This is a genomic window from Devosia sp. 1635 (genome assembly GCF_013185955.1).
Classification (GTDB): Bacteria; Pseudomonadota; Alphaproteobacteria; order Rhizobiales; family Devosiaceae; genus Devosia.
Genome location: NZ_JABAOM010000005.1, coordinates 22,177 through 48,891, shown reverse-complemented (window position 1 = coordinate 48,891; position 26,715 = coordinate 22,177). Strand labels below are relative to the sequence as shown.

Below are 26,715 nucleotides of genomic sequence, written 5' to 3'. Positions count from 1 at the left end.
CCCGACGGGCAAGACTGGACTGCTGAAGCCCCCTTCCTCGGTACGACTAGACTACGCGCTTCAGCATATGCGCGAACATCTTCTCCGCGACATTGGCCGCGCCGTTGTCGTGAAAATGCTGGATGTGAGGACCCTGCTCGTGATGCCGGTTGCGCGCCTGGGTAGACGACCACTCCTCCACGAAAACGAAGCGCCCGGGCTCGTCCCGATCTTCGAACAAATCATAACGGATATTGCCGTCCTCGGCTCGCGATGGCTCGACGAGCACGGACAGATCGAGCCGCAGTTCGTCCTCCTTGCCCTCCTTGGCCTTGAGTCCGACCACGATAAATAACTCGGTCATTCGCTTCTCTCCTTGGGGGAAATGGCGGCGACATAGCTGGTCGCCGCCATCGTCGGGCCTTAGCCCCTGGCTGCCTCTTCGGCTGCTTTTTCTGGGTTGAACCCGTCGGAACTGTCGAAGACGCCCATGAAGCCGGGCACAGTCGCCTCGCGCGCCCAGTCGCGCTGAAGCTCGCAATACATCTGCACGCGGCTGATGAGCTTCCCTCCAGCCTGCTCGATGCGCCGCAGCGCCGTCTCGTGCGCGGCGGGTGAGGTGCCGCCGACCGCGTCAACTGGCACATAGACCTCATAGCCTTCCTGGATCGCATCGAGCGCGGGGAAGGTCAGGCATGCCTCGGTCCAAAGGGCAGTCATGATCAGCTTGCGCCGCCCGAGCTCCTTCACCGCCTGTTTGAACTCCGTATCCTCCCAGCTGTTAATCGACGTGCGGTCATAAGTCGGCAGATGGCCGATTACGTCCTGCAGTTCCTGGATCGGCGGCTTGTTGCGGCCGGTCGCGACGTTGACCGTCGAGTGAATGATCGGGAGGTCGTAATTGAGCGCCGCCTTGGCCGTGCTCACGATGTTGAAGACGAGTTCCTCCCGGGACATCGAGCGGATCGAGGAAACCTGGATCGGCTGATAGTCGATGATGATGAGCGCCGAATTCTCAGGGGTGAGAAGATGGTCGGTCTGTGGGTTGCGGATGGTTTCACTGGCCATTGGATGTCTTTCGTCGATTAGAGTTTCGCGCTGGGGATGGGCCGAAGCCCCGGGTTTACGTGGAGGGGCGAGCGCTTACCCCCCACAGGAAGAAAAGGCCGGCCCGAGAACGAGGGCCGACCTCCTCGATCATGCGGCGGCCGTCGAGACACGCCCGTTGTTGAAGTCATCGACAGCCTCGCCCCCACCTGTCGAATGCCCGATATGGACAGCGCGGCGCAGATCCAGCGTTTGGGCGATCAACGCCACGTCTGAGGCGTAGGTATCCATATCGTTGCCGGTATCGGTTTGATCGGATCGGCCATGGCCACGACGGTCATGAGCTATCACCCGATAGCCGTGAGACAGAAAGAACAGCATCTGGCTGTCCCAGTCGTCGGCGCTGAGCTGCGAGCCGTGGTGAAACATCACCGGCTGAGCGTCTTTCGGCCCCCAATCCTTGAAGAAGATATTCGTGCCGTCGCGCGCGGTAATGTTTGTCATTGCAGGTAATCCTTCCGACCGGCTTGGTTGAGGGACGTAAGCGCCCGCGTGGTCCTGCGCTCAAGTTCAGCAGGAGACGAGGGCGGCCTGGCTTCGGATGAGGACGTTAGCGATCGGCATGCGGTCCGGCGGCGCAGGACGTGCTGCTTAAGTGCCGATCTTGCGGGCTCGTGGTTTTTAGGCGGCCAATCGCCCTCGGGATCGCCGGCATGGTCACCAGGATTTGGGGCAACGGGGAGCCATCCTTTTCGCGCCCTGGTGCCACCTGATCATCTGCCCGCCTCCGCTTGGTCTGGTACACCCCCGCCATATTTGGTGGGCCGGGAAGCTACGCCGAGTATCACGTTGCCGACGCCGGCATTGTTGGCAGGAAACCTGCCTCGCTGAGCCATCTAGAGGCGGTAAGCTTGACCTTGGTTGGCGGCACGGCGTCGACACCGTCATGCGGGAAACGGGCGGCCGCGGAGTCGATGTCGTGTTCGACGCCATCGGCGGCAACACCTTGTCGCGCAGCCCTGACACGCTCGCGCAACTCGGCCGCGTCGTCACGATCGTGGACATTGCCCAGCCGCAAAACCCAGTTCAGGCCTGGGGCAAGAACGCGAGTTATCACTTCGTATTCACCAGGCAAAACCGCGGCAAGCTTGATGAGTTGAGCGCATTGGTAGATCGCGGTCAGTTGCGGCCTCATGTCGGGAGCGGTCTATGCGCTTGCTGATATTCCGCTGGCGCATGACTGCATCCTACTTGGCCTGGCCTTGGACACGGGCTGAGTTCTCGGGCGACAAAAGCTGGTCGGTATGGGGATTTCGGATCGTTTCGCTAGCCAGGGGTAGTTCATGTTCGTGGCGAAATGAAAATTAGCTCAAGCCGACAAGGCTCAGGCGGAGCGCATAGGGAGCGGCGGCTGGCCCGACGGTCCAGCTAGGCCCGGCTTGAGCGCGATGTGCTTGTATTCAATGAAGTCGTCGAGCGCGGCGTGGCCGTTCAGCCTACCCAGTCCGGACAGCTTGAACCCGCCCTCCTCGGTGCTGTCATACACCTTCGCCCAGTCGTTCACGAAGACGCTGCCCGCCTCCAGGGCTTGGGCTACCCGCAGGGCGCGGTCGAGATCTCGTGTCCAGACGCTGGCGGACAAGCCGTAGTCGCTGTCGTTGGCGAGGCCGATGGCTTCGTCCTCGTCGCCGAAGCGCTGGATGGTGAGAACTGGACCGAAGGTCTCCTCCTGCACAATAGCAAGCCTGTTGTTGGCGACCTCGAGAAAAGCGGGGCGGAAGAACGCTCCCTTGGCCAGCGGACCGTCGGTGGCCGGTCCCCCGCGGACGACCGGGTTTGCCCCGGCGTCTATCGCGTTCTGGACGACCTTGTCGACCCGCGCAACGTTCGCCTTGTCGATGAGCGGACCCATATCACTCGCTGGATCGGAGGCTGGGCCGACACGCACGGCGCGCAGTCGCTCGGCGAGCTGATCCCGGACGGTATCGTACACCGCGTCCTGGACGAGCAGCCGGGAACCCGTCATGCAGAATTGACCGGCGAACACAGTTAGTGCCTTTTCGAGCACAGGCAACATCGGGGCGATGTCGGCGTCGTCGAATACGATCATTGGCGCCTTGCCCCCAAGCTCAAGGCCGAACCGCTTGATCCGGGCCGCGCCGACCGCGCCGATGGCAGCGCCGGTCCGCGTGCTTCCTGTGAAGCTGATCGTCGGCACGTTGGCACTCTCAACGAGGAGCGCAGCGCCGTCTGATCCGCTTTCGAGGAAGAGGTTCATGACGCCCTGCGGCAGATCTGTGCTCTCGGCGAGTATCTCCGCCAGCACAGCTGCGGTCTGCGCGGCCTGTCCAGGCATCTTTACCACGACGGTACAGCCCGCCGCCAACGCAGGTGCGAACGACCTCGCCGCCAGGATGATTGGTGAGTTCCACGGCACGATGACGCCCGCCACACCCATCGGTTGGCGCAGGACGATCGAAAGGCTACCGGGTCGCGGCCGCGTGGAGCGGCCCGCCTCCGTGCGCGCCATCGCCGCCCAGTAGCGCAGCTTGTTCGGGGCTGCCGAGACTTCGAGCGCGGCTTCGCTCCGGACCTTTCCGTTCTCGAGCGAGAGGATATCGATCAATCGATCGCAGTTCCCTTCGATCGCCCTCGCCATCTGGTCAAGAACTCTCGCGCGGAGTTCGGCGTCGTGCGCCCATTCCGAACCGCGAAAGGCGCGGGCGGCTGCGGCGATCGCGGCCGCGGCAGCCGCCCCACCATCGTCTGCATATTCTCCGATGGAATCGTAGGTAGCCGGATTGATAGAAGCGCTGCGTTTCGTCGACGAAACGAACGCACCGTCGATCCAGTTCTGGGCAAAGTAAGTCGTCATCGGATCATCCTTCCGGAACCTGCATGGCATGACGGATTCCGGCATGCCCCGAAATGAAGCGGCGCTGCTGCGGAGCCACGGTTCGTTGCTCCTCCCGCCGCATAGTCTGGCGGGAGGAGCGGGCTTGAGACTAGGCGAAGAACGGCGGTGGGTTCTCACCGCGCAGCCGGTAGTTGGGCCGCGGCCGCTCGAGGCGGATCGACTCCATGACAGTATAGGCGTGATACTTGGTTTGCGTGGTCACACCCGCCAGACGCTCGGACCAAAGCTTGCCGTTGCTGGTCTTCTTCTCGAGTACGTACTTGGTCGCGTAATTGACCATCGAGTTAATCCAGTTTTCAGATCCAACCCAGAAGCGATCGAGGCCGGGTTTCAGGAGAATGTCCATCAGCCGATCGGACCGGGAGTAGATGTCGATTGCTGCCTGTGCACCGTCCAGAATGTCAGCAAAATACTCGATTGATTCTTTGACTAGCTCAGGGGTGCCATATTTCATGTGGTGCCCGGCTACTAGAAAATCGAAATCGAACTCCATAATTTGGTGCTGAGCCTCGTACCAGGCCGTGATGTTCTGGGAGGCGTCGCAGTGCATGAAGGTGGCGCTGCCGGGGCTTATGATATCGATGCAGGTCAGAACCTTCTGTGCCGGGGCATAGATGAAGATGTTGCCAGGGCAGTGGTTCTCACCCTTGTAGGATAGCTCCAGCGTTACGCCGCCGACCGTGAGCGTGTGCTTCTTGTCAAAGGTGATCGTCGGTAGAGGGCGGCTGGCATCAGGGAAACGCTCCAGCAGCTCCTTCGTGATCTCATGGGCAACGATCTCGACGTCTGGTCCGTAGATTGAGGCGGCCCCGATATGGTCGGTGTGCCAGTGACTGTAAATCACATGGGTAACCGGCTTGTCCGTAACGTCCTCGATCGCGGCGAGCATGTTCTCACCGAGCGTCGGAGGAGCATCGATCGCGACTACGCCATCGTCTGTCACGACGAATGCCGCGTCATAGCCGCCACTCGTCACCCAGTAGAAGCCGCCGCGAAGCTCCTCAACATGGTAGCCAAGCTTCTTGAAACGCTCACTATGAAAGTAGGGAGGATAGTATTCAGGAGGATCGAGCGGATGCTCGCCCGCCTCGGGGAAGCCGTATCGGTCAATGCCGAAAAACGCCGGTGTGTCTGACGCCGTGATGGGCTTCTGGTGGTTATCGCACATGCTTGTTTCCTTCTTGTCTGATTGTAGAATTCGGCCGTTCAGACTCCTGAGTGCCCGAAGCGGAGGACAGCCTTAATGACGCGGCCGGAGGCGGTGTCTTCAAATGCCTGGTTGATGTCGGCGAAATCGTAGAAGGTGATAAGCCGGTCGAACGGGAAACGGCCGCTGCGATAAAGACCGATCAGCTCTGGAATCATCAGCGCCGACACCGCGTCGCCCTGGATGATACCCTGGAGGGTCTGCCCGACCGAAAGACGCGCCGCATCCACGATCGCGCCCGAGTGATCATTAAAGGCGACGAACCCGAAGTTCCCGAGCGGGGCGAGCGCACCGATCCCGGCATCGAGGTTCGCCGCGCGACCGCTGGTGTCGAGGATGAACTCGACGCCCCTCTGTTCGACTTGTCGAATCTCGGCGCAGACGTCCGTTCCGCTTGCGGCATTCACGACATGCGTCGCACCGAGCTCTTTCGCGAGTTCCAGCCGTTCGATGTTCACGTCGATGGCGATGATAGTGGCAGCTTGCGCGACCCTGGCGGCCATGATCGCAGCAAGGCCAACAGCGCCGACGCCGAAAACCGCGACGGTAGCGCCGACCGGAACCTTCATCGCCTTCAGGATCGCGCCTGCGCCGGTCTGCATGCCACAACCGAGCGGTCCTAGTATTTCCAGGGGAACGTCGTTCGGCACCTTGACGGTGTTTCGCTGATGCGCGAGCGCATAGGTGGCGAACGAGGACTGGCCGAAGAAATGGGCATGTAGATCCTGCGCCCCTTGCCGCCCCACGCCACTGGAACCGTCCAGTCTCGCGCCCGCGAAGTTGGCTTCCCAAACCTTGTCGCAATAAGCGGCGTGGGAGGACAGACAGGGTTTGCACTGCCCGCAGGAGTGGTAGGACAGTACGACGTGATCCCCGGGCTTGACGTGGGTGACTGTCGATCCAACGCGTTCCACGATGCCCGCGCCCTCGTGGCCAAGGATCGCGGGGAGCGGTGCCGGCAGCAGCTGCCGGCGGACATGGGCGTCGGTCGCACAGATCCCTGTCGCAACCATTCGCACGAGCACCTCGTCCGGGCGGGGGGCTTCAAGTGTGACATCCTCCATGATGAACGGCCCATCCTTTCGTTCGATCACCGCTGCGCGTGCTGGCTGGGTCATGCGTGCTCTTGCCTCAACATGAGGATCATCAGTGGCTTGTGAGGTCATTGGGGGCTTCCGTCAGATGTGACCCGGGTGTGCGGCCTTGTGTCCGCAACCCTTTCGCCGAGAGTAGCGGTTCTATAGTGTTGCAATAGCCATCGTGGCAGGAACTCGGAGTTGCTGATGCCGGAACCCGCGCCCGTTGATCTCTTGGATGTAATCTCGTTCGTTCGGGTGGTCGAAACCGGCGGTATTGCGAATGCGGCTGCGCGTCTTGGCATCGCCAAGTCCATCGTAAGCCGTCGTATAAGTCGTCTGGAAAAGGTTCTCGGCGCTCAATTGCTGATCCGCACGCCGAGGGGCACGACGTTGACCGATGTCGGCCGTAAGTATCACGCGCGCGCCGGAGGCGGCCTGGCGGAACTGGAATTAGCGCGCGAAGTCGTCAACAAACTGACGAGCGAGATTTCCGGGCTGCTCCGCATCCAGGTGCAGACTGCCTTCGGCGATTTTGTACTCGCGCCCCTGCTCGCTGAGTTCGCGATGCTCCATCCGCGCATTCAGCTAGACATATCCTTCGAGGATCGTCGGGTGGACATGAGCGCCGAAGCCTATGACCTCGCGATCAAGCCGGGAACCGACTCGGATCTGACGCTCATCACCCGCAAACTTGCCAAAGTCCGCTGGGTGGTCATCGCCAGCCCGGCTTATCTCGATACGCAAGGGCGCCCCTCCAAACCCTCCGATATGAACGCTCATAAAGCCATGCTCCACGTCCAGGATACCGGAAACTGGCGTTTCCAGGGTGCCCATGGCTGGGAGCATGTGCGCATGAACTCGGAGTTCCGTACTGACAACGGGCAGATGCTCTTGGCTGCCGCGCGTGCGGGGCTGGGCGTGACCGTCGTTCCGAGGTTTATGGTCGAGGGACCGCTGATGCGAGGTGAACTGGAAGTCGTCCTGCCTGCCTTCCCGCATGAGGGCGCCGATCTGCAGATCTTCATGCCACCCGCACGATCTGATATTGCGAGAGTGCGCGCGCTGGTAAACTTCCTGTACGAGAAGATCGACCGGGAAATTTGACAGCTCGTCGATTCACAATGCGGGCAAGCCCCAGGCTGCGAGCAGCAGCGCAACACCAACGATCGCAATCACCGCAAACACCGCAGCAGGAGCATTGCCGGGACGAGGCGGGCGCCAGCCACTATCGATCGATTGGACTCCGGGCGCGTCTGGCGCCCCCGGCTGAAGAGCCGGAGCTGCAAAGTCCAGAGCCCGCAGTTCCTTCAGGCGCCGTCGTATCCGGATTGCGAGGAGGATCGCGAGATAGATCGTTGTAAATGCGGCGATACCCGCCGCCAGACGCAACGTGTCCAGTTGTGCGCCCTGCGTCGCTCCGGTCGCTGCCACGGACCAGTCGGTATGACTCCCCAGCAGCGCGGGACCGGCCAGCGCGCCGAGTGCATTGACTACGCCAAACAGGACGATAAAGCTGATAAGCTCCCGGCTACCCTGCTGAAGTGCGCTGGTGATGCCTAGCAGCAGCGCCGGCCCGAGGAAGAAGGTTCCGGCGAATGCGATCGCCGCCTGCGATACGTAGAAGCGGTGCAGATGATGTGGACCTGTCGCCGCGCTGTCGATCAGGGCCGCGATGGCGACGATCCCGATCGCCAGCATTATCGGCCGGGCCAGCTTCTCGGCATTTACCGAGACTGCGCTCGCCAGGACGCCGGCGACGGCCCCGCCGAACATGACCAGCGACAGCGTCCAGAGTTGGTGGTTCGTAGCTCCGAGCGACCTCACGACCGCGATCGCGACCTCCTGTTCGGCCAGGACGATGCGCGCCATGAAGATGGCCGCGGCAAAACGGGCGACATCGCCACGCCCGAGCCAACGCAGGTTCAGCAGCGGTGTTTCGCGGTATGTATCGATGGCAGCTGCCGCCACCAACGCGGGTATGGCGACCAAAAGCGACACGAGGATCCATGGCGCTTGAAGCCATCCCTCCCATCGGCCCAGTCCCAGCACAGCGGCGATCAGCGCCAGCCCACCCCCCATCAGAACGAAGATCAGCAAGTCCAGCGGCTTGAAGACGCTCACGCGCACCGCCGGCGGCAGGCGGAGCAAGCCGACCGCGGCGAGCGACAGCAGGGCGAGTCCCGCCTCGAACATGAACAGTGAACGCGGTCCCTGGCTGGCAAGCAAGGAGGGCGACAGGACGCGCGCCAGCGGCATCGCGCATTGCGTCACCCCGATGCCGAGCACCAATCCCCGCAGACGCCATTCCGAGGGAAAAGCCTGCATCATGTGGAAGAGACAAAGCGGTATCAGTGCCACCGCAACGAACCCGCTGGTCGCGCGCAGCAGCAATGTCGCCCCAAGGTCCGAGACGAAAAGATGTGCCAGCGTTAGCGCGGCATAAAGGCCCAGGAAGAACAGCGCGAAACGGCGCAGGCCATATTGCTGTCGAACCTTGATCAGCAGCAGGTTGGCCGAGACCGCGGTCATCACATAGCTGGTCGGCAGCCACGCCACCTGATCGGCGCTCAGATCGAAGAGCCGTTGCAGCTGCTGCGTGTTGACGTTCACCAGCGCGCTGCCCATGCCCGCAGTCATCCCGACGAGCAGCGCGACAAGCACATAAGCGAGTCGAGTCGCTCGGCCATGAGCCGGCGTCGCGGGCGAACCGGCGACGGGCGCGCGCTCGTGCTCTGGAAACTCATGGACCTCCTCGTTCAGGAGGTCGCGCATCCGGTTCATGGGTCGGCGCTCATGCGGGCTATTGAATGAATCTGTCATGGAGCAAAGGTAGACGGCCCGCCCGAAACCATCACGAACCTTTAGGTTCCTTGATGGGCAACGCTGGGTTCTTGAACGCGCATCTTGATCGAGCTCAGACATTTCCGAGATGAAGGGCAACAAGGCTGGGCTGTCATTTCATGACGAAGACTGCTCCGAGCCACGAGAAGGACTTGGCCAATGTTTGAGAGATCGATAGATCGAGTCACCAGGATACCGGCGTTAGAGCCTGGCTTCGGCGGCGAGAGGCATCAGGCTGCTTTGGTAGTTGCACCGGGCGAACTAGCTGCGACCGATCCATTCTTCCTGATGGCCGACGATAACATTACGCTGGCGGGAAGTTTCGGAGAGGCGCACCCTCATGCCGGCCTGGAAACCGTGACCTTCATGCTCAATGGCACCATGGAGGATACCGGCGGGCGGCTGGAGGAAGGCGACGTCGAGTGGATGACCGCCGGCAGCGGCATCGTCCATGCGGAGAACACGATGGTCTCCACCGGGATGCGTCTGTTCCAGCTCTGGCTGATCCTGCCTGAGGCGCAGCGCAATATGCCCCCCCGGGTGCAAATCCTGCGCGGAGCTGCGATGCCGATTCATGCCGAGCCTGGTGTCATGGCGAAAGTCTATAGCGGCCAGCTAGGGGAAGCGGCGGCACCGACGATGAACGCTGTCCCGGTCACGTTGATCGACATCTGGTTGGAGCCGGGCGCCGTTTTCGCGCCGCAGCTGCCGGCCTCCTATAACGGATTTGTCGTGGGGATCGACGGCGAGGTGGAGGCTGGCATCACCGCCGAGGTTTTGACCAACGGCGCGGTGGGCTGGACAGGACCCCTGGGCGATGGCGCCAGTTCACTCTCATTGCGGGCGGGCGATAGCGGCGCTCGTCTACTGCTGTACGCGGGGCAACCGCAGAACATTTCGGTGGTCGCACAAGGGCCGTTTATCGCCGGCTCGCGTGAGGAATTGGCTGGCTACTACGACGCCTATCGCCACGGAAAATTTCCGCACGCCGGCACGATGCGGCCGGTCGCCCATGCATGATGTGGCTGCCGCACCGTATCGCCGTGCGGTAGCAAACAGAAAGTAACGTGCCCCTGAGGAAGACCGACTCCAAACACCAATTTTGTGGAACAGGCCGTCGAGCGCCGATCGCGTTTCACGCGAACGACCTGAGTGCTTGAACCAAAGACGGCAGCGAAGGACGAACAGATACCATCTGAATGGAAAGCGTGCATTGGGGGGCGCGGGGCATCGGAGCCGCGATCTCGCTACCTCATCGAACGTCCACTATCGCTTCTTGGATGCCAGAACCCGCCGGTCGGCAAACGGCCCCTACCCTGCCCTTCGATACAGTCACCTGTAGTCAGTTTCGGAGCCATTACAGCGACCCTTCGATCGTTGGTTCTGGATTGCCCCTCCAGACCAAGCGGCAACCGGCACTTTGATCTAGGCGTGAACGGCAAAATCATCATCCTCGCCCTAGACAAGCGGCTTCAACACAGCCGCGCGCAGCCGCGCCGTCCTCACCAGTAGGATGGTCTTGGGAAAAGCCTGCGTGACGACCGACCAACCGTCCAACGCCGGTCACAACCCCGCGTGGACGGCGTGGAGATAGCACCGGGCCTGCAACATTTGGAGGATTCCGCCTTTGAGCATGGAGTCGATTGGGCTCATCCCAGTCCGGTGCCTTTGTTGTGCAATCCGCGCCAGCGATCCACCATGTCATAGGCGATCAACAGATGAAGCTTCTTGTAGATGCCGAGCATTGCGGAGACCCGGGTGACTTGATCCTGGCTGAGGGCTTGTCCTTACCCACCTGCTTCATGCGCTCCCAGGTGCCCCTTTGACACGTCGAGAAGCGCCGCGGCCTGCAGAGCCGTACGCCCCCATTGTTCAATCAGCCGCTTGAAGGCTTTCAAGCAACCCTCGGCAGCCTGCCGCGATTAAACTCGCTCGAAATTCTGCCGGGCCACTGCCGCAGGCATTGGAAAAGATCGAGCTCGAGCGTTGTACGCCCGCTTAATGGCGACCTCTCCACCAAACAACCTCAGGAGCGTCGGCAGATATCAATACGGGAATGCCGTTGCCCTCAATTCCCCGCAGGCTTCTGATAAGGTGCCCATGCTCGTGGAACACCCGGTTGCTTAGTAGGCAGCTGAGAGTGTCAATGAGACACATTAATCTTGTTACCTTCTTAGTTCCGAGCGATGCTTCTGCAACTAGAGTATTTTCGGGGGTGAAGCGATGCCGAAGAACAACCAACTTCCAATTTCCAGATTCGCGCGTCCGAACAAGGCGGTTTGGCTTGATGGCTGCCTGCCGGGCGTCATCCTCAAAGTGGATGGCGAGTTTTGCTTGGTAAGGTCAAAGACAATGAACGAAGAGGGTTTGGAGTCGTGGGGCGAGCCATTTTGGGTGGAAGCCTACACCGGCCCCCTCTTGGGCACTCCACCACGAGGTGAAGCCGAGACATGGCTGTCCGAAGTCGCCGCCCTCGCGCCAGCGCCTCATCCACCACGGCCGGCCAGCAAAAGAGCTAAAGAAGCGCAGGCCGACATGTTCTGGTAGTCTTTCTTGAGCGCCACGGATGACGAGAGGTGCTCTTGATTGACATTCCGAGGCCGCGGACTGATCCCGATAGATGCTGCATCGAGTGGACCACGAACCTGCAGAAGGAAGAGGGAACCACGGTTACTCTGCCTCCCGGGCGCCGCGGCTTCAGCCTTGTCGCCCTTTGTGCCTAGCGCACCATCATCACGCACCCGGGGGTAGAGGACATCGGCGCGCAGGGCTGGAGGCGAAGATTCCGCAAGAGGACGCCTCTAGCGATGGGCTCGCACTCGACGCTCTGCGTGACATGCAAGGCGAGAACATCCGGCTAAGGATTGCTGTTGCAGATGTGCGGCAACCAGCGAACAGCCTACCAAGACCTGCCCGCTGGATGCCGACACCCTATGGGTTCAATGGAGTGGTAAGCCGACGGGCAGCTTTTCGGCCAGAAGGTCTGACAAGCTGCCGCTCGATTATGCTCCTCATTCCTGGTTCCAACGGGAAGAAGAAGGCCCTCTTAGATGATATCGGCTGCAGCAGCGCGTCCCGATCGCAAGAGGGGCGCGGTCCCAAGTGCCCGCCATGTAAGGACGCATTGCCGCCGAGAGGAATACCGCGTCATCGGGCGTTGTCGTAGCTGGCCCGGCTGTCGCGAATGAATTCCCGATGTTCAATGGCCCAAACAGCAAGATGCCGTGCGGTTTGAGCCAGGGACATTCCCGCGGCGCTTAGCGAATATTGCACCTGTGGCGGCGTGGTGTTGCGCACTGCCCGATGAACCAGTCCGTCACGTTCCAAGGCCTTTAGCGTCCGGGTTAGCATCTGCTGCGAAATTCCCGGCACCTGCCGCTTGATGCTGTTGAAGCGTTCCGGGCCGCGGCTTAGCAGCACCACAATCTGAACTGTCCACTTGTCACCAATCCGTGCGAGCACGTCCCCCACGCCGGCGCAGTTCGGAAGTTCGTCGAGCACATCAGTCATAACTGTAGGACCTGGTCACAAGAAAATGCGTTCTTGGAGCAGCATAAGAAGTCACATATCCTTAGCAAGTCTATAAATTAGACCTGACGCTCACGGATTGCAGGTCGAGGTAAAAGGAAGTTTGCATGATTGGCATTTCGACCCCCCGTGAAGCCAACATGGATGCGCCAATGCCTGTAGCGTCGGTCCGGGCACTGCGGTTGCAGTCTCCCGGCCGAGGTGAGGACCTGCAGTTGCGTGTGTCTGCACCGGTTGTCGGTAGTGACTTGCCTGTGATCCTGTTTTCACATGGCTTTGGGTCGTCCATGGACGCCTATGGGCCTCTGGCGGACTATTGGGCGGCACATGGCTTTGTCGTAATTCAGCCGACCTACCTCGATTCACGACGGCTTGGACTGGCACTTGAAGATGAATGGCGGCACTCGATCTGGCGCATCCGTGTGCATGACGCGAAGCGCATCCTCGACCATCTCGACCAGATCGAGCGAGGGTTGCCCGGCCTTGCCGGAAGGGTCGACCGCACCAATGTTGCGGCTGCAGGCCATTCTTTTGGCGGCCAGACAACGAGCATGCTGCTTGGCGCCCACATGTTGGCGGGCGGTCTCGACGAGGACATGTTTGATCCGCGGATCAAGGCGGGCGTCCTGTTGGCATCAGCGGGTAGGGGCGGAGATGATCTAAGCGAGATTGGACGAGCCATCACGCCTTACCTCCACACCAGCTTTGACCACATGATCACGCCTACGCTCGTCGTCGCAGGTGATGCGGATCATTCCGCATTGACAACCCGGGGGCCCGATTGGTTCTACGAACCTTATCAGCTTGCCCCTGGGAGTAAGACGCTTCTCAACGTTTTCGGCGGCGAGCACATGCTGGGCGGCATTTCCGGCTACGCAGTTACAGAAACTACTGATGAATGCCCCGAACGTGTGGCGCTCATCCAGAAGGTCACCTTGGCCTATCTACGCCAGCAATTGCTCGGCGACGAGAAGGCGTGGTCCAGCATTTGCGCAGCTCTTAGTCACGACCCTGTCCCCAAGGGCCGTCTTACGACCAAGTTGAGTTGATGAGCAGGTAAGCGGAGCGGTACTTCCCAGAGGCTCTACAAAGGTGCGCTCCTCAGCGATGTGGCAGCTTGTCGCCTAGCGTGCGGCCACAAGCTGGGTGCCGTGAGCCAGATGATCCCCAGCCATCCATGGCTCGTCCTCAGGGGGCAGGCCCCCCCCATAGCACAATCTCAAGACGGCCGGGCGACATGTCGCACATTTGCATCAGCACACCCTGCATTTCACCGAGGCAGCATGCAGGAGTGATGTCCCCTGCATGCTGACATAGCCGGAACTAATGGGAGATGCTCGCCGGAGCACTGTTCCGGGTCTCCATTACCGCCCCAGGGCTGAGAGGCTGAAGTGTGTCCTTGTCGAGGAGGAGGAAAGAGCCCTGTCCATCGGCGCCGCGCACGTCAACCCGAATGGCTTCGCCCCATTGCTCCACCGCGTCAGCAGCAATGCCTCGTTGTCCCAGGCTCGCAATAACGCTGGACGCAGAGCGTCCATGGACTTCCTGCTCCTCTTCCGTCAACGACTGCGCGGCCAAGGCACTCACAGGGAGCAGGGTCACTGCAGCTGCGAGGAGAGCTGCCGCCACCATGACTATGCTCCCGTTCTTGACCGTCTCGGCCGTCCGCCCTCCCGATTGCGCATAAGCCCCGGAAGCGCTTGAGGCAGCGCACCCGATTGCCGAAATCTCTGGATCGTTCGAACCAAGTCTAAGCTTTTGCATGACAATTCCTTCTGTCTTGAAGGCCTTATAGCTAGGACGTTGGTGTCACGGTTGCGTGCCGAAAACTCTTGGATGCCTGCCTATTCCTCTTGATCGCACCGATCGATCGTGGTGGCTGGACACTGCTGCGGTGTGGCGAAACAGCGACCAAGAAAGCCGTTGTTCAAAGCCGCAGGCACTGTGAGCACCCAACCCTGGGCCGCTGCAACGAGCAGGCGCCCCGAGGCGGCAGCCGCGTGTCTCGCTTGTAAGCATTCGGAAACAAGTGGCCAAGCCGACGCGGATTGCTCGGCGGGATCGATTGGCATCCCTTTGGTGATCAAGCCACCAAAAGGACGAGTCTTCATTTCCACTCGGGGATCATGCTCGGCATGGCGTAGCGGGCGCCAGCAGCGCCCTCGGGCAGGATTGCCGTGATCCGGGCCAGATCTTCTGCCGTCAGCTGGACCGCAGCCGAGCCGATATTCTCCGCTAGGCGTTCCTTGCGGCGCGTGCCCGGGATGGGAACGATGTCGTGCCCCTGCGCCAGCAGCCAGGCGAGAGCCAGTTGCGACACGGTAACGCCCTTTGACTTGGCCAGCGCCGTGAGCTGCTCGACCGCGGCCTTGTTCTTCTCGAAATTGCCAGGCTGCCAACGCGGATCGCTGCGTCGCAGGTCGTTCTCGCCATAATCTTCAGCCGGCTTGACCTCGCCCGTGAGGAAACCGCGACCAAGGGGAGAATAGGGCACAAAGCCGATGCCCAGTTCGCGCAAGGTGGGGAACAACGCCTCAACCTCCCGTTCGAACACCGAATATTCGGTCTGCAGCACGGCCACCGGCTGCACGGCATGGGCGCGACGGATGGTTTCGGGCCCCGCTTCGCTCATGCCGAAATACTTCACCTTGCCGGCAAGGATCAGGTCCTTGACCACGCCGGCCACGTCCTCGATCGGCACATTGGGATCGACCCGGTGCTGGTACATTATGTCGATGTGGTCCACACCCAGATTGCGCAGGCTCCTGTCGGTAAGCTCGCGGATGAAGTCGGGACGGCTGTCGATCCCCCAATCCTCGGTGAAGCCGAACTTGGAGGCAATCACGATCTCGTGGCGAAATCCTTTGACGGCGCGGCCGACAATCTTTTCATTCTCGCCCCAACCGTACACGGCGGCCGTATCGAAAAAGGTGACGCCCCGGTCAAAAGCATAGCGGATTGTCTCGATGCCCTGGGCTTCATCGCTGTCCCCATAGGCAATGGAGACGCCCATGGCGCCATAGCCGATTGCCGAAACTTCCGGACCATTCAAACCGAGTTTACGCTTTTCCATGACAATTCCTCCATCTTGCAGGCCTCATAGCTACGGCCTTGGCCTCACCACTGCGTGCCGAAAACTCCTGAATGCTTGCCTATTCCTCCTGATGCGTTGCGGTAGGCCGCTTGCCGGGACTAGTATCGCGAGATGAGCACCACCACAGACTTGAAGCGCCTGATCCGGCCATACGCCCTGCAACCCAAGACGGCGACGTCGATCGCCCGGCTGGAAATCATGCGGCTGGACCATCCCACGGATTTGCAGCCGGTGATTTACGAGCCTGCTGTTTGTCTCGTGCTGCAGGGTGCAAAACGGGCCGTAATCGGCGAAAAGGTCTTGGCTTATGGCGAAGGCGATTACTTCATCGCCGCAGCCGAGGTAGCAGCGCTTGGCCGGATTTCGGCAGCGACGCCGGATGAGCCTTATCTGGCTCTCACCCTGCTGCTCGAGCCGCAGGTGATCGCCGGCGTGCTGCTGGACTTGCCGAAAGGGATCGAGCCCCCGGTTTCGTCCGGGTTCTACACCAGCACGGCAGACAGCAAGCTGCTCGATGCCTGGCTGCGGCTGGTGAGTGTGCTCGAGCGACCCGACGAGGCCGCAGTGCTGGCCCCCATGATCGAGCGGGAAATCCTGTTCCGGCTGCTGCAGGGCCCGAGTGGCGTTCTGCTGCGCCAGATTGCTGGGAGCGACAACCGGCTATCCAGCATCCGCAAGGCAATGGCCTGGCTGCGCCAACACTACGCTGAGCCGGTCAGGGTCGAGCAACTTGCCGGTATTGCCGGGATGAGCCCATCCGTGTTCCACAAGCACTTCAAGGATGTGACGGCGCTGTCCCCCATCCAGTACCAAAAGCAGATCCGACTGCACGAGGCGCGCCGGCAACTGTCGCAGGCACCGGTGGACGCAGCCGGTGTGGCCTTTTCCATTGGCTATGAAAGCGCCTCCCAGTTCAGCCGAGAATACAAACGCTTGTTCGGTGCCTCACCGGTGCAAGATGCCAAACAATTGCAGAGTCTAATCGGTTAGGAAGTCGTTGGATCGCCATCAAATCCTCTAGTCAGCCCGTTAATACCCTCCAATTACCGGCCATCCGCGGGGTCAAAGGTCTTGTCGCCGCGCGAGCCGGCAAGGAAAGTCAGGGCGGCCGCGAGCGCGAGCAAACTCCCCGCAGTAAAGGCGCTGTTAATACCGTTGCCATCTACAAGAACGCCGCCAGTGAATGCGCCTAGCGCCAGAGCAACTTGGAACACAGTAACCATCATCGCCGAGCCAATCTCGAAACGCTCTGGCGCGGCCGCATAGAGCCAAAGTTGCACGCCTAATGGTACACCGCCAAATGCGAGACCCCACAGCGTTACAAATGCGATGGCGGCCAAACTGTGCCCGCCAAAAAGCATAGCCAGGAACAGGGCGACAGACAGCAACAGCATGACGCCCGCAAACCCCACGCGCAAACTCTGATCCAGCGCCTTTTCAGCTGCGAAAGTGCCCAGCAGTCCGGCCACACCATATGCCGCAAGGACGCCGCTGAGCATTGACGGGCTCAGGGCTACAACCTGCTTCAAGAACGGCTCAAGGTAGGTGTAGGCTGCAAAATGTCCGGTAACGATCAAGGCCGTCGCCAGCAACCCGATCCGCGCCTGGCGCACCGCAAACAGGGCGAAGATGTCACCCACCCTCACCACCCGGGTTGCTGGAAGCTTGGGCAGGAGCAAGGCCTGGCCGATCAGGGCGGCAACCGATAATACCGCCGTCGCCAGGAACGCCGAGCGCCACCCCGCCCATTCACCAATCAGCGCGCCGGCGGGAACACCGGCCACTGTCGCGACCGAGATGGAGGCAATGATAATTGCCGTCGCACGTCCGCCGGCGGACTCCGTGACAAGCCGCCTCCCGATCGCCGCTGAAAAGGTCCAAAACCCTCCAATACATAGCCCCAACAACACGCGGCCCAGCAGCATGACACCGAAAGACGGCGCTAAGACTGCCACCACGTTGCTCAGAACAATCAGCGCGGTCAGCACCACAACAAAGATCCGGCGATCGATTGATCCTGCGGCAACTGTTAACACGGGGGCGGCAATTGCCGCCGCGATGCCGGGAACGGTCACCATCAAACCGGCAGATCCCTCGGAAACCCCCATGTCCGACGCTATGGCGCTCAACAGGCCAATAGGCAGGAACTCCGTCGTTACCATAGCAAATGCGCCGATGGCGATGGAGGCAACGGCAAGCCAAGGGCGAATTGATGGGCGATCCCCGATTGTGCTCGAGCTTGTCATCGGATCAATGCCCCCGACCAGCGTTATGCTTGGAAGTCAGCAGGACCGTGCCGAGCTTGCCCGAGCGTTCAGCTTCGCTGACAGCTAGGCCCACCTGGGCGAGATCATACTCAGCTGCGACTCTGAACAAGCTAGGGGCGTTCCGCGCCAAGCCCATCGCGAGGGCCAGGTCGGAAGCGCGCACTTCGTCGGGCAAATTGCTCCATCGTCCAACGGATACGCCAGTGATCGTTATGCCCCCTGCGGAGAAGGCAAGCGCAGGCACACGGATCGGCTCCCCGGAAAGGTCGCCATAGGAAATGACCGTGCCGCCATCCATGCCCGAAATGACTGTACTCAAAACGTCTCCGCCGACAGGATCAAGTACCATGCGGATGGGCCGGCGATCAGCGATTGTGCGCAACTCTTCCTGCCATTCTGAATTTTCGGTGCTCGCCATTGGCATACCGGCGAAATCGCCTTCGACCGCTGCCATGCTGATGTGGGAGCGGACCAAGCCGACAGGAAAGTAGCCGTTGTTCAGCAAAAGAGAGGCGGTAAGCTTTGCGACTTGAGATCTGGCGGCTGTCAGAACAACTGCGTCGCCTTGCTTAAGGCCAGTTTCCTCGGCAGCGCGCACGATCATGGCTGCAGTCAGCGGATTAACATGCAGTTGGGCGGCCGTCTCCGCAGCGATGTCGTCTGGGACCAGCGTAACAAAGCGGGCGGGAACCAAGACCTTCTCGCTCCAGGCGCCGCGCGCCGGGAAAAAGGCGACTCGCGCACCTGGCACAAGGCCGCTCGACGGGCTCACCTCCGGACCAATCGCCTCGATGGTTCCGGTCCCCTCAAAGCCAATCTGCGCGCCGGCCGGTCCAACCGGCGTTATGTTGCCGCGTGACCGGTAAAGCCCCCGAACGCCGATTAGATCTCCCGGACGAACGGGACGATGCGTAGCTCGAACCAGGACTTCTCCGTTTCCTGGCTCAGGTAATTCTGGCCTTTCCGTTAGTTGCAGCACGTCGGCCGGATCGCCATAGCGGTAGTAGATGATGCTTTGCATGATATGCCTCAGCGCAATGATGGAATGCCAGTAAGAAGCTTGGTGACAAAGGTGGGGGTTGGTCGGGCGCCGCGAAGTGTCTGCCTCGACGACTTCGTTCCAGTAGATCAGCCTGGAATAGGTACGATTGCCCCCCAGAGCCTGAGCGGCCGGTACATTTCTCTAGGATAGACGCCGAGTGCCGCCGGAAGGTCCAGCATCTGCCTGTAAGGGCGCCGGCAATGCCGGGGTCAATTGTTGGCGGGAGCGGCGGGTTCTTTCGTTCTGCGGACGGTGTCGCCCCAATGGAACCTCGCCCGGTCACTGCTGGTGAAGTCCGGGTCTACGTAGACATGGACGCGCTTGATAAGCAGGTCATCGAACACGAACACGTTGCAGAAGCGGCCTTCTGAGCGCTCCGGGTTCGGCCAAACCTTCCCATCCTTCGTTGTGCCTCCCTCGTAACCTTCCACGACGACGTAATCGCCACTGGTGATGAAGTTCAGGCGATCGAAGTCATGTTTGATAGTCGCAATCTCGGTCATGAGACCCGCGGCACTTTCCGCGACAGCAGCCTTGCCGTAGCCCACGCCAAACTTGGGAAAATAGAGCTGAACGTCGTCGCTCATCAGGTCGAGAACTGCGGGATCGCCGGCGTCCACCCTCCGGAAGTACTCAGTTGTTATTTCGATGCGTTGGGCGGTCAGTGCATCAGGCTGGTTCATTGTGGTTCCCATGTTTTTGCGAGTTAGCTGCGGCTACTTCGACCCACCAGAAGAATACCGTTCGGTAGGGTATCGATCAGTACTGAAATTGTATTTAGGTGTCAATGCCGCTCGTCCGCCCTCTTCTCGCGGCAGCCCCGAAGCAAAGCTTTCAGTTTTGCGTACGACAGCCGATAAACCTCTGGCCCCTTGTCACGGCTGGCGTGACCGCATTCTGGTCCGATGCAGCACAGCTGCTTCGTCTGGCCGATCGTTGACCATCGCGACGGTTCGGTGTCCCGGTCGATATGCCCCCCAGTTCAACAACATCGATGCGGTGCATGAGGCGGTCTTGCGAGGCATGAAGGCCGTTCCACGCCAGTCTCCGCCACATTGCTGATCGAAGGCTCCCTCTTATGAGAAACCATCTCGGCTGCCCGGACGGTTAGATGCTTTGCCCGTCGAGCGAATCTCTCTCGCCGGTGGTCCGCTTCTTGGTCGGTTGCCAAGGCATCTTCAGGAGCAGAAGTCCAATCCCCTACGTCCGCAGGCAAAGAATGGACGAGGGGCTGGATCGGCTTTCACCCGCCACCCACGGCCTCCAGAGCTGCATCGTTCCGGAGCGTGCTCGAAGTGACTCGCTGAAAATCCCGGCTCCAGAGCTTCAAATTGGCAGGCTTGCTCAGGCTTTGGTCGGCCAAGTTGTCAACACGTGGTCGATAACCAGATCGAGAGCACTTCTTTCAACCCCAGCCTTCGCCTGCACGGCCATGCCTTGGGTGACGATCATCACGAAGCGTGCCAGCGCGGCACAGTCAGCCGATGCCGGCAAGTCGCCTTCCGCACTTGCTCGCTCGAGTCGCTTACACAGAGCTGCCTCGTTGGCCGAGCGCCGGCGGATCAGTTCTTGCCGTACGGGTTCGTTCTGGTCCGAGCAGGCAAGAGCGCCGTTAACCCCGAGGCAGCCTGGATGCACTTCATACCGGGTCTGCTGCTCGGCTGAACCACGCAGAATGCGTTCCACCACCTTAAAGGAACTCGGCTCTGACAGCGCCTCGGTGATGAAAGACAGATATTCAGCTTCGTAGCGGTCGAGCGCCTGAAGGAACAGTGCTTGCTTGTTTCCGAATGCCGCGTAGAGACCGGGGCGGGCCACCCCGGTTGCGGCAGTCAGGTCTTCAAAAGAGGTGCCTTCGTAGCCCTTTTGCCAGAAAACACCCAACGCGGCTTCGAGCGCGTCGTTTACGTCGTACTGCTTGTGCCGGCCCATGGTCCGTCCCCTTCTTGCTCAGCTACGGCCATCATCTGCAGTTGACGACCGCTGCCCACATACTATACCGACCGTTATTGTACTTCTTGGTATTGAAATTGGCTAGCACCTTGATGCAAGGCCAACCGCAGAAGGCACTAGCGCAAGGATGAGGAAACCATGAACGATAGCCCGCTCGGCATGTATGAGGCCTCCGTGCCGCTGTTCCTTGGCGGCTTCCGAACCCTTTCCGGCCTGCTCACGAAGGCCAACGAGTACGTCGCGTCCGGCCGCATTGCAGAGCACGATCTCATCGAATCGCGGCTTGCGCCGGACATGGACCCGTTGCGTAGCCAAATCCAACGCGCGAGCGACACCGCCAAGGGATGCGCCATGCGGCTTGCCGGCCGGGACGTGCCGAGCATCCCGGACGATGAGACGACGTTGCAGGACCTTCAGGATCGCGTGGGAAAAACGCGGGCGCTGCTGCTTTCCCTGTCCCCGGGCGATTTCGCTGACAGCCATGCCCGCTCGATCAAGATCAACATGCGCCGCCGTTGGGTCACGTTTGATGGCCGGGACTACCTGCTGGAATTCGCGATGCCAAACTTCTTTTTCCACGTCACAACCGCCTACGCGATCTTGCGTCACAACGGGCTAAAGATCGGCAAGCTCGATTACCTTGCGGATGTCCGCGAGCGCTGGCACAGCCAGCGAAACTCGGGCGCGTAACCTTCCCGCGCGTGCTTGGGCGCATTGGCAACCAGGTTCCACCGCAATCCCTTTGGGTGCGGGGAGCCGGTTTGAATGCGGACCGTCTCGGCCGCACGCCTACCCCCGCCCCGCGCGCCGGCCAATGCCCGCGTTGGATCGCGGCCCAAGATACAGGAAGGGGTGGTAAGCGGTCGGCTGGCTCTGGGCCAGAGGCCACCGGAAAGCAGCCGCAGGACGCTAACTTGCGGGACAATGAGACACCAGAGATCGAGCGCGCTGGGTGCTTGCAACGGCCTGTGATGCGCGGATACGCTCGACTTCAGCTTGTATTAGGTAACACCGCGCCTTGAAGCTGATCGCCAAAGGGTCGTTGAAGCGTCCCCGAGTAGACTGTGGCGACGCTTAGATGCACGCTTGATGCTAGGAGTCATGGGAGATTGTCAGTCCGATGGCGGTCAATGCTTATGACTTCCTCTGATTGCTCCACTACCGCACTGCGCTAGTGTAGCAATGGTGTTGGTAATGGCGGTTTAGCTGGCGAGCTCAAGAAGAGGATAGTCGGTGTAACCGCGGGCGCCCTCGCCGAAGAAAGTCGTCGGGTCGGGAGTATTGAAGGCCGCTCCAACGCGTAGGCGCTCCACCAGGTCGGGATTGGCGAGGAAAGGCACTCCGAACGCAACAAGGTCCGCATGTCCGGCGGACAGGACTGCATCGCCCTTCGCCCGGTCAAAGCCGCCATTGACGACCAGCGTGCCCCGGAACACAGAACGGAATGTCTCAGCAACATTCCCAATCTCAACGGGCCCCGCGTCATAGGCGGCCTCGTTTGGCTCGGTGAGATGAAGATATCCAACCCCTAGGCGATCGAGTTCGCGCACGGCATAGCTAAAAGTCTCGCGCTTATTGCTGTCGTGCATGCCGTAGAGCACGGAAGAGGGAGACAGCCGAACGCCCACTCGTTCCGCCGACCAGGCCGCTATCATAGCCTCGGCCGTTTCCAGTAGGAGCCGGGCACGACCAGCGATGGACCCGCCCCAGCTATCGGTTCGGTGGTTAGATCCGTCCTGCAAAAACTGGTCCTGCAGGTAGCCATTGGCCCCATGCAGCTCGACACCGTCAAAGCCAGCCTCGCGAGCGTTGTGTGTGGCCTGCGCGAAATCCTCGATGATGGCGGGTAATTCAGCCGCGTGCAGTTCGCGTGGCTTGGGGAAATCTACCCTTCCGCGGGGCAGGAAGAAATTGCCAGACGCGGCGACCGGCGAAGGCCCGACAGGTAGTTCGCCTCCGCGGATTTCCGGGTGGGAGACACGGCCAGCATGCCAGATCTGGTTGTAGATCCGACCTCCCGCAGCGTGAACCGCATCGGTGACTTTACGCCAGCCGGCAATCTGGTCATCGCGATGGATGCCAGGGGCCCGAATGATCCCATGCGCTTGATCGGAGACCTGCGTGCATTCGGTGATGTTCAGTCCGGCACTGGCGCGCTGAACATAATAATCGATCATCAACTCAGTGGGGACGCCGTTTTCCATTGCTCGGGTCCGAGTCATGGGGGCCATGACAATGCGGTTGGCCAGGTGCAGCCCGTTGAAGTCGTAGGGCGTGAATAGACTTGTCATTGTCTGTAGTCCTTGGTTCAGGTCAAGCATGGTGTTGCCGCCGTCCGAGACGATGGCGTGGCCGGTGAAGAAATCGCTTTGGGAGAGGCGAGAAAGAAGACGATGCTGACGAGGTCCTGGGGGACCTCGTCGGACTTCAATCCTCAACGAATGATCCTGAACGCCTTGCGAAGTTCATCCGTGAATAGGGCCGGCTGCTCGAAAGCCGCGAAGTGGCCACCATGTTCTACCTCGTTCCAATAAAACAGGTTCGGCCACATCTGCTTCGCCCAGGATCTTGGCGCGCGCCAGATTTCACGGGGGAACACGGTTGCGGCCATTGGCAGCTCGATTCTGCCGAAATTGAAATCCGGTCCCGTGGGCGCATTCTCCCAATACGTGCGTCCAGAGGAGGCCGCTGTATTCGTGAACCAGTATAATGAAATGTCATCCAGCATCTCGTCGAGGGTGAGCGCGTCTTCCGGGTTCCCTCGATTGTCGGTCCAGGCATGGAATTTTTCGTAGATCCACATCGCTTGGCCGACCGGACTGTCAGCCAGGGCATAAGCGACCGTCTGTGGCCTCGTGCCTTCAAGGTGGAAATAGCCCGAACCATCACCCTTGAAGGCTGCAATGGCGTCCAGAGCGGTTTTCTCGACAGGCGTAGGATTGGTCCGGGGCATGTTATCATGGACAAATTGCCAATTCACATGTGCGGCCACCAAGCCTTGCGGTCTCTGGTTGGCAAGAAAATGCGTTACTGCGGCACCCCAGTCACCACCCTGCGCCACCCAACGGTCATACCCTAACCGTTGCATCAGAGTTGCCCAAGCACCTGCGGTGCGCGGGATGTTCCAGCCTGTTTCGCTTGGTTTATCCGAGAAGCCATAGCCGGGCTGCGAGGGGATGACGAGATGGAAGGCGTCCTCTGCTCTGCCGCCATGAGCCGTAGGATTGGTCAGCGGATCAATGACTTTGAGGAATTCGATAAACGACCCTGGCCAACCATGCGTCATGACCATAGGAAGGGCGCTTGCGTGCTTTGAACGCACGTGCAGGAAATGAATCCCAAGGCCGTCGATATTTGTCCTAAACTGGGGAAGCGCGTTGATTTTCCGCTCGAACCTTCGCCAGTCATAACCGCTGGCCCAGTATTCGACGAGTTCGCGTGCTTTAATTAATGGTACACCTTGGGACCAATCTGCCACCGTCTCCTTGTCGGGGAACCGTGTCCGAGCGAGCCGTGCCCTAAGATCAGAGATGCTAGACTCCGGCACATCGACCTTAAATGGTGTTACGGCCTCCGTAGCGGGGGGTAGCGCCATCTCGGCACGCGCTTCCAATGCCAGCGCCGCTCCCAGTGCAATAGCTGCCGGCGCCGCTGCCGCGTGCCTGAGAAAATTCCTGCGTGATGATCGAATAGCGTCGTTCGGAATATCGTTTCTCATAGTCTTATCCAAGGTTGGCATTAAGGGCAGGTAGATTGTCACACCCATGCTAGATCTGGGCGCTGCCACCGTCGGCGAAGAGCTCAGCGCCGGTTACGTAGCTGGAATCGTCTGACGCCAGGAACAGGGCGGCAGCCGCGATTTCGTCGGCTTCGCCGACCCGACCCATCGGAATGGTCGTGGCGAGGTAATCGAGAAGGCCCTGCTGCTGCACGGCATCGGGACCGGCAAGGTCGACGAGCCCGGGGGTGCGGGTAGCGCCTGGGCTGATCGTGTTGATGCGAATGCCACGATCCTTGAGATCCAGGATCCAACTGCGGGAGAGGTTGCGAACGGCGGCCTTGGATGCGCTGTACACACTGAAGGCGGCAGTCCCCTTGCTACCGGTGCTCGAACCGGTCAGGATCACCGAAGCACGCTCGCTCAATAGCGGAAGGGCCTTCTGAACCGTGAACAGAACGCCCTTCACGTTCCGTTCGAACGTCGCGTCAAATTCGGCCTCTGTGATAGCGCCGAGCGGCTGCATTCCGCCGCCGCCAGCATTGGCGAACAGCACGTCGAGCCGGCCCTTCTCGTCCGAGATCACCCGGAAGAGGCGATCGAGATCGTCGAGTTTTGTGGAATCCGCGTTGATGCCACGGGCATTCGTACCGATCGCCGCCACGGCATCGTCCAGCGCCTGTTGCTGGCGTCCGGTGACGAACACGTAGGCGCCTTCCGCCGCGAAGCGCTTCGCTGTCGCTAGCCCAATGCCCCTTGTGCCGCCCGTAACCAGGGCGACCTTCCCTTCAAGTCTTCCAGTCATTTCAGTTCTCCTTGGTTGGATGGCAATGAGATATGGACGTGCGCGTGCATTCGAAATAGAAACGAATGCAAAGCATCGTTTCAGGAATGGTGATGTCCAAGCTGCCCGATCTCGAAGGCTTGGCGATCTTCGCTAAGGTCGCAGAGGAGCGTTCCTTCGCCCGCGCAGCGCGACTCCTGGGACTATCGGTGGCCACGGTTTCCCGTTCCGTCGGCCGCCTGGAAGACCGGCTGGGAACCCGATTGTTCAACCGAACCTCGCGCCAGCTAGCCCTGACCGATATGGGAGCGAGCCTCGCGGCCCGGGCTAGCGCGATCTACGCCGACGCGGAGGCAGCCGAGAACCTTGTACTCGAACAGTCGAGCCAGCCTCGCGGTCTGGTCCGGCTGGCGATCCCCATGTCGTTCGGTTTGCGCTGGGTGACACCGCTGCTGCCTGCATTCTTTCGTCAGTATCCCGACGTCTCGATCGATCTCCATTTAAGCGACGCGGTGGTGGACATCGTTGGCGAAGGGTTCGACGCGGCATTGCGGATCGCCGTCCTGCCCGATTCCTCATTGGTCGCCCGGCATCTGGCCGATATCGGCGGGGCGGTAGTTGCCGCCCCCGCCTATCTCGAAACGCATCGGCTGCCAGAGCGACCGGCCGACCTGGAGCCGGCGGACTGCCTCGGCTATGCGTATCGCCCTCGACAGGACGTGTGGCGTTTCCGCAGCCAGGCAGGCGAGGAGGAGTCGGTCACGCCGGCCGGCAAGCTGCGGGTCACCAACGTCGATGCGCTCCTCCCCATGGTGCTTGACGGTCAAGGCATCGCGGAACTGCCCGCCTTCATCGCCGATCCATACTTGGCGGAAGGGCGCCTCGTGGCCTTGGTACCCGGGTGGACATTGCCCCGGGGGGCGCTGTATTTCGTCACCCCTTCGGCCCGCGCTCGACCGGCTAAGGTCAGCGCTTTGCTGGAGTTTCTCGCCGCTCGCCTGTCACGACCGGTTTGGTCGTAGCTGCAGCAGGCTAATGCGCTCGCGCGCAGCCAGAACGAGACAAGGAAGCGCAGTTCTGGCGGGGCCTTCATCAAGAAGGCGACGGAGCCCGCCCGATATTCCCGCGTGGTGGCTTGGTACCAGCCGCTGCGCGCCAATCTCAATAGGGCCGGCATTGGCGGGTCTGCTGCTGGACGAAAGCGGAGGCCCGCTGATCGCTTGCCTCGCCTTTCTCCAGGCCAAGGTAGCGGAGAAGAA

Annotated in this window: 24 protein-coding genes and 1 pseudogene; 8 read left to right on the top strand and 17 right to left on the bottom strand. The window is 60.8% G+C overall.

The features are described from left to right. Nucleotides 1–46 precede the first annotated feature (46 nt). The 3 genes and pseudogenes from HRU92_RS16420 to HRU92_RS16410 all read right to left on the bottom strand — a co-directional run. On the bottom strand, nt 47–343 hold the full coding sequence (locus HRU92_RS16420) for a putative quinol monooxygenase (RefSeq protein ID WP_173088681.1): 297 nt from the start codon (nt 341–343) through the stop codon (nt 47–49). 59 nt (nt 344–402) lie between these two features. Then, nucleotides 403–1,047, bottom strand: coding sequence for a hydrolase (locus tag HRU92_RS16415; RefSeq protein ID WP_173088679.1), 645 nt, complete (start codon nt 1,045–1,047; stop codon nt 403–405). 177 nt (nt 1,048–1,224) lie between these two features. Continuing rightward, nucleotides 1,225–1,530: pseudogene (locus HRU92_RS16410) on the bottom strand (alpha/beta hydrolase); the annotation flags it as partial. Between the two features lie 475 nt (nt 1,531–2,005). Between HRU92_RS16410 and HRU92_RS20630 the strand changes: the two are divergent. Beyond that, nucleotides 2,006–2,248 carry a zinc-binding dehydrogenase gene (locus HRU92_RS20630; RefSeq protein WP_349236876.1) on the top strand — a complete coding sequence of 81 codons (243 nt, stop codon included), beginning with the start codon at nt 2,006–2,008 and terminating at the stop codon, nt 2,246–2,248. Nucleotides 2,249–2,410: 162 nt separating this feature from the next. On the opposite strand, the gene HRU92_RS16400 is transcribed toward HRU92_RS20630, so the two are convergent. The 3 genes from HRU92_RS16400 to HRU92_RS16390 all read right to left on the bottom strand — a co-directional run bounded on the left by HRU92_RS16400 (nt 2,411) and on the right by HRU92_RS16390 (nt 6,268). Beyond that, nucleotides 2,411–3,901, bottom strand: coding sequence for an aldehyde dehydrogenase family protein (locus HRU92_RS16400; RefSeq protein ID WP_173088677.1), 1,491 nt, complete (start codon nt 3,899–3,901; stop codon nt 2,411–2,413). A gap of 130 nt (nt 3,902–4,031) precedes the next feature. After that, nucleotides 4,032–5,111: an MBL fold metallo-hydrolase gene (locus HRU92_RS16395; RefSeq protein ID WP_173088675.1), complete on the bottom strand. Its 1,080-nt coding sequence runs from the start codon at nt 5,109–5,111 to the stop codon at nt 4,032–4,034. Between the two features lie 38 nt (nt 5,112–5,149). Then, entirely contained in the window at nt 5,150–6,268 is a 1,119-nt protein-coding gene (locus tag HRU92_RS16390) for an NAD(P)-dependent alcohol dehydrogenase (protein ID WP_173088673.1), read from the bottom strand. 165 nt (nt 6,269–6,433) lie between these two features. Between HRU92_RS16390 and HRU92_RS16385 the strand changes: the two genes are divergently transcribed. After that, nucleotides 6,434–7,333: a LysR family transcriptional regulator gene (locus HRU92_RS16385; protein ID WP_173088862.1), complete on the top strand. Its 900-nt coding sequence runs from the start codon at nt 6,434–6,436 to the stop codon at nt 7,331–7,333. A gap of 12 nt (nt 7,334–7,345) precedes the next feature. On the opposite strand, the gene HRU92_RS16380 is transcribed toward HRU92_RS16385, so the two are convergent. Next, entirely contained in the window at nt 7,346–9,010 is a 1,665-nt protein-coding gene (locus tag HRU92_RS16380) for an MFS transporter (RefSeq protein WP_173088671.1), read from the bottom strand. A gap of 219 nt (nt 9,011–9,229) precedes the next feature. Here HRU92_RS16380 and HRU92_RS16375 point away from each other — a divergent pair, with 219 nt between their 5' ends. Next, nucleotides 9,230–10,090 carry a pirin family protein gene (locus tag HRU92_RS16375; protein ID WP_173088669.1) on the top strand — a complete coding sequence of 287 codons (861 nt, stop codon included), beginning with the start codon at nt 9,230–9,232 and terminating at the stop codon, nt 10,088–10,090. 1,203 nt (nt 10,091–11,293) lie between these two features. Next, a complete protein-coding gene (locus HRU92_RS16370) occupies nt 11,294–11,617 on the top strand; it encodes a hypothetical protein (protein ID WP_173088667.1) in 324 nt (107 codons plus the stop codon). Nucleotides 11,618–12,217: 600 nt separating this feature from the next. Here the strand turns inward: HRU92_RS16370 and HRU92_RS16365 are convergent. After that, nucleotides 12,218–12,580, bottom strand: coding sequence for a helix-turn-helix domain-containing protein (locus HRU92_RS16365; protein ID WP_172122131.1), 363 nt, complete (start codon nt 12,578–12,580; stop codon nt 12,218–12,220). A gap of 125 nt (nt 12,581–12,705) precedes the next feature. Here HRU92_RS16365 and HRU92_RS16360 point away from each other — a divergent pair, with 125 nt between their 5' ends. After that, nucleotides 12,706–13,647: an alpha/beta fold hydrolase gene (locus HRU92_RS16360; RefSeq protein ID WP_210259531.1), complete on the top strand. Its 942-nt coding sequence runs from the start codon at nt 12,706–12,708 to the stop codon at nt 13,645–13,647. A gap of 274 nt (nt 13,648–13,921) precedes the next feature. Here HRU92_RS16360 and HRU92_RS16355 read toward each other — a convergent pair whose 3' ends face one another. Then, nucleotides 13,922–14,362, bottom strand: a complete 441-nt coding sequence (locus tag HRU92_RS16355) for a hypothetical protein (protein WP_173088665.1) — start codon at nt 14,360–14,362, stop codon at nt 13,922–13,924. A 343-nt stretch (nt 14,363–14,705) separates the two neighbouring features. Continuing rightward, on the bottom strand, nt 14,706–15,671 hold the full coding sequence (locus HRU92_RS16350) for an aldo/keto reductase (RefSeq protein ID WP_173088663.1): 966 nt from the start codon (nt 15,669–15,671) through the stop codon (nt 14,706–14,708). Between the two features lie 132 nt (nt 15,672–15,803). Here HRU92_RS16350 and HRU92_RS16345 point away from each other — a divergent pair, with 132 nt between their 5' ends. After that, nucleotides 15,804–16,682, top strand: a complete 879-nt coding sequence (locus HRU92_RS16345) for an AraC family transcriptional regulator (RefSeq protein WP_173088661.1) — start codon at nt 15,804–15,806, stop codon at nt 16,680–16,682. Nucleotides 16,683–16,735: 53 nt separating this feature from the next. Here HRU92_RS16345 and HRU92_RS16340 read toward each other — a convergent pair whose 3' ends face one another. From HRU92_RS16340 to HRU92_RS16325, 4 genes are all read right to left on the bottom strand, one after another. Further along, nucleotides 16,736–17,938, bottom strand: coding sequence for an MFS transporter (locus tag HRU92_RS16340; RefSeq protein WP_173088659.1), 1,203 nt, complete (start codon nt 17,936–17,938; stop codon nt 16,736–16,738). A 4-nt stretch (nt 17,939–17,942) separates the two neighbouring features. Continuing rightward, complete coding sequence (locus HRU92_RS16335; RefSeq protein WP_173088657.1) at nt 17,943–18,980, bottom strand: zinc-binding dehydrogenase; 1,038 nt, start codon at nt 18,978–18,980, stop codon at nt 17,943–17,945. A gap of 230 nt (nt 18,981–19,210) precedes the next feature. Then, nucleotides 19,211–19,684 carry a nuclear transport factor 2 family protein gene (locus HRU92_RS16330; RefSeq protein ID WP_172122119.1) on the bottom strand — a complete coding sequence of 158 codons (474 nt, stop codon included), beginning with the start codon at nt 19,682–19,684 and terminating at the stop codon, nt 19,211–19,213. 661 nt (nt 19,685–20,345) lie between these two features. Then, nucleotides 20,346–20,933 carry a TetR/AcrR family transcriptional regulator gene (locus HRU92_RS16325; RefSeq protein WP_173088655.1) on the bottom strand — a complete coding sequence of 196 codons (588 nt, stop codon included), beginning with the start codon at nt 20,931–20,933 and terminating at the stop codon, nt 20,346–20,348. 159 nt (nt 20,934–21,092) lie between these two features. Here HRU92_RS16325 and HRU92_RS16320 point away from each other — a divergent pair, with 159 nt between their 5' ends. After that, nucleotides 21,093–21,644 carry a DUF1993 domain-containing protein gene (locus HRU92_RS16320; RefSeq protein ID WP_210259529.1) on the top strand — a complete coding sequence of 184 codons (552 nt, stop codon included), beginning with the start codon at nt 21,093–21,095 and terminating at the stop codon, nt 21,642–21,644. 512 nt (nt 21,645–22,156) lie between these two features. Here HRU92_RS16320 and HRU92_RS16315 read toward each other — a convergent pair. Genes HRU92_RS16315 through HRU92_RS16305 form a run of 3 tightly spaced genes read right to left on the bottom strand, consistent with a single transcriptional unit; the run spans nt 22,157 to nt 25,477 of the window. Further along, nucleotides 22,157–23,392: an alkene reductase gene (locus HRU92_RS16315; protein ID WP_248307209.1), complete on the bottom strand. Its 1,236-nt coding sequence runs from the start codon at nt 23,390–23,392 to the stop codon at nt 22,157–22,159. Further along, a complete protein-coding gene (locus HRU92_RS16310) occupies nt 23,389–24,672 on the bottom strand; it encodes an epoxide hydrolase (protein ID WP_173088653.1) in 1,284 nt (427 codons plus the stop codon). The genes HRU92_RS16315 and HRU92_RS16310 overlap by 4 nt, the downstream gene beginning before the upstream one ends. A 49-nt stretch (nt 24,673–24,721) precedes the next feature. Further along, nucleotides 24,722–25,477 carry an SDR family oxidoreductase gene (locus HRU92_RS16305; RefSeq protein WP_173088651.1) on the bottom strand — a complete coding sequence of 252 codons (756 nt, stop codon included), beginning with the start codon at nt 25,475–25,477 and terminating at the stop codon, nt 24,722–24,724. 92 nt (nt 25,478–25,569) lie between these two features. On the opposite strand from HRU92_RS16305, the gene HRU92_RS16300 reads away from it, so the two are divergent. Next, a complete protein-coding gene (locus HRU92_RS16300; RefSeq protein WP_173088649.1) occupies nt 25,570–26,478 on the top strand; it encodes a LysR family transcriptional regulator in 909 nt (302 codons plus the stop codon). The last annotated feature ends 237 nt before the right edge of the window (nt 26,479–26,715 follow it).

Excerpts from the sequence above, each read along its gene's own strand:
- HRU92_RS16325 (WP_173088655.1), bottom strand. The coding sequence starts at position 20,933 with ATGGGCCGGCACAAGCAGTACGACGTAAACGACGCGCTCGAAGCCGCG.
- HRU92_RS16380 (WP_173088671.1), bottom strand. The coding sequence starts at position 9,010 with ATGAACCGGATGCGCGACCTCCTGAACGAGGAGGTCCATGAGTTTCCA.
- HRU92_RS16420 (WP_173088681.1), bottom strand. The coding sequence starts at position 343 with ATGACCGAGTTATTTATCGTGGTCGGACTCAAGGCCAAGGAGGGCAAG.
- HRU92_RS16340 (WP_173088659.1), bottom strand. The coding sequence starts at position 17,938 with ATGACAAGCTCGAGCACAATCGGGGATCGCCCATCAATTCGCCCTTGG.
- HRU92_RS16360 (WP_210259531.1), top strand. The coding sequence starts at position 12,706 with ATGATTGGCATTTCGACCCCCCGTGAAGCCAACATGGATGCGCCAATG.
- HRU92_RS16365 (WP_172122131.1), bottom strand. The coding sequence starts at position 12,580 with ATGACTGATGTGCTCGACGAACTTCCGAACTGCGCCGGCGTGGGGGAC.
- HRU92_RS16335 (WP_173088657.1), bottom strand. The coding sequence starts at position 18,980 with ATGCAAAGCATCATCTACTACCGCTATGGCGATCCGGCCGACGTGCTG.
- HRU92_RS16390 (WP_173088673.1), bottom strand. The coding sequence starts at position 6,268 with ATGACCCAGCCAGCACGCGCAGCGGTGATCGAACGAAAGGATGGGCCG.
- HRU92_RS16345 (WP_173088661.1), top strand. The coding sequence starts at position 15,804 with ATGAGCACCACCACAGACTTGAAGCGCCTGATCCGGCCATACGCCCTG.
- HRU92_RS16350 (WP_173088663.1), bottom strand. The coding sequence starts at position 15,671 with ATGGAAAAGCGTAAACTCGGTTTGAATGGTCCGGAAGTTTCGGCAATC.
- HRU92_RS16370 (WP_173088667.1), top strand. The coding sequence starts at position 11,294 with ATGCCGAAGAACAACCAACTTCCAATTTCCAGATTCGCGCGTCCGAAC.
- HRU92_RS16375 (WP_173088669.1), top strand. The coding sequence starts at position 9,230 with ATGTTTGAGAGATCGATAGATCGAGTCACCAGGATACCGGCGTTAGAG.
- HRU92_RS16305 (WP_173088651.1), bottom strand. The coding sequence starts at position 25,477 with ATGACTGGAAGACTTGAAGGGAAGGTCGCCCTGGTTACGGGCGGCACA.
- HRU92_RS16355 (WP_173088665.1), bottom strand. The coding sequence starts at position 14,362 with ATGCAAAAGCTTAGACTTGGTTCGAACGATCCAGAGATTTCGGCAATC.
- HRU92_RS16330 (WP_172122119.1), bottom strand. The coding sequence starts at position 19,684 with ATGAACCAGCCTGATGCACTGACCGCCCAACGCATCGAAATAACAACT.
- HRU92_RS16300 (WP_173088649.1), top strand. The coding sequence starts at position 25,570 with ATGTCCAAGCTGCCCGATCTCGAAGGCTTGGCGATCTTCGCTAAGGTC.
- HRU92_RS16395 (WP_173088675.1), bottom strand. The coding sequence starts at position 5,111 with ATGTGCGATAACCACCAGAAGCCCATCACGGCGTCAGACACACCGGCG.
- HRU92_RS16385 (WP_173088862.1), top strand. The coding sequence starts at position 6,434 with ATGCCGGAACCCGCGCCCGTTGATCTCTTGGATGTAATCTCGTTCGTT.
- HRU92_RS16400 (WP_173088677.1), bottom strand. The coding sequence starts at position 3,901 with ATGACGACTTACTTTGCCCAGAACTGGATCGACGGTGCGTTCGTTTCG.
- HRU92_RS16415 (WP_173088679.1), bottom strand. The coding sequence starts at position 1,047 with ATGGCCAGTGAAACCATCCGCAACCCACAGACCGACCATCTTCTCACC.
- HRU92_RS16310 (WP_173088653.1), bottom strand. The coding sequence starts at position 24,672 with ATGAGAAACGATATTCCGAACGACGCTATTCGATCATCACGCAGGAAT.
- HRU92_RS16320 (WP_210259529.1), top strand. The coding sequence starts at position 21,093 with ATGAACGATAGCCCGCTCGGCATGTATGAGGCCTCCGTGCCGCTGTTC.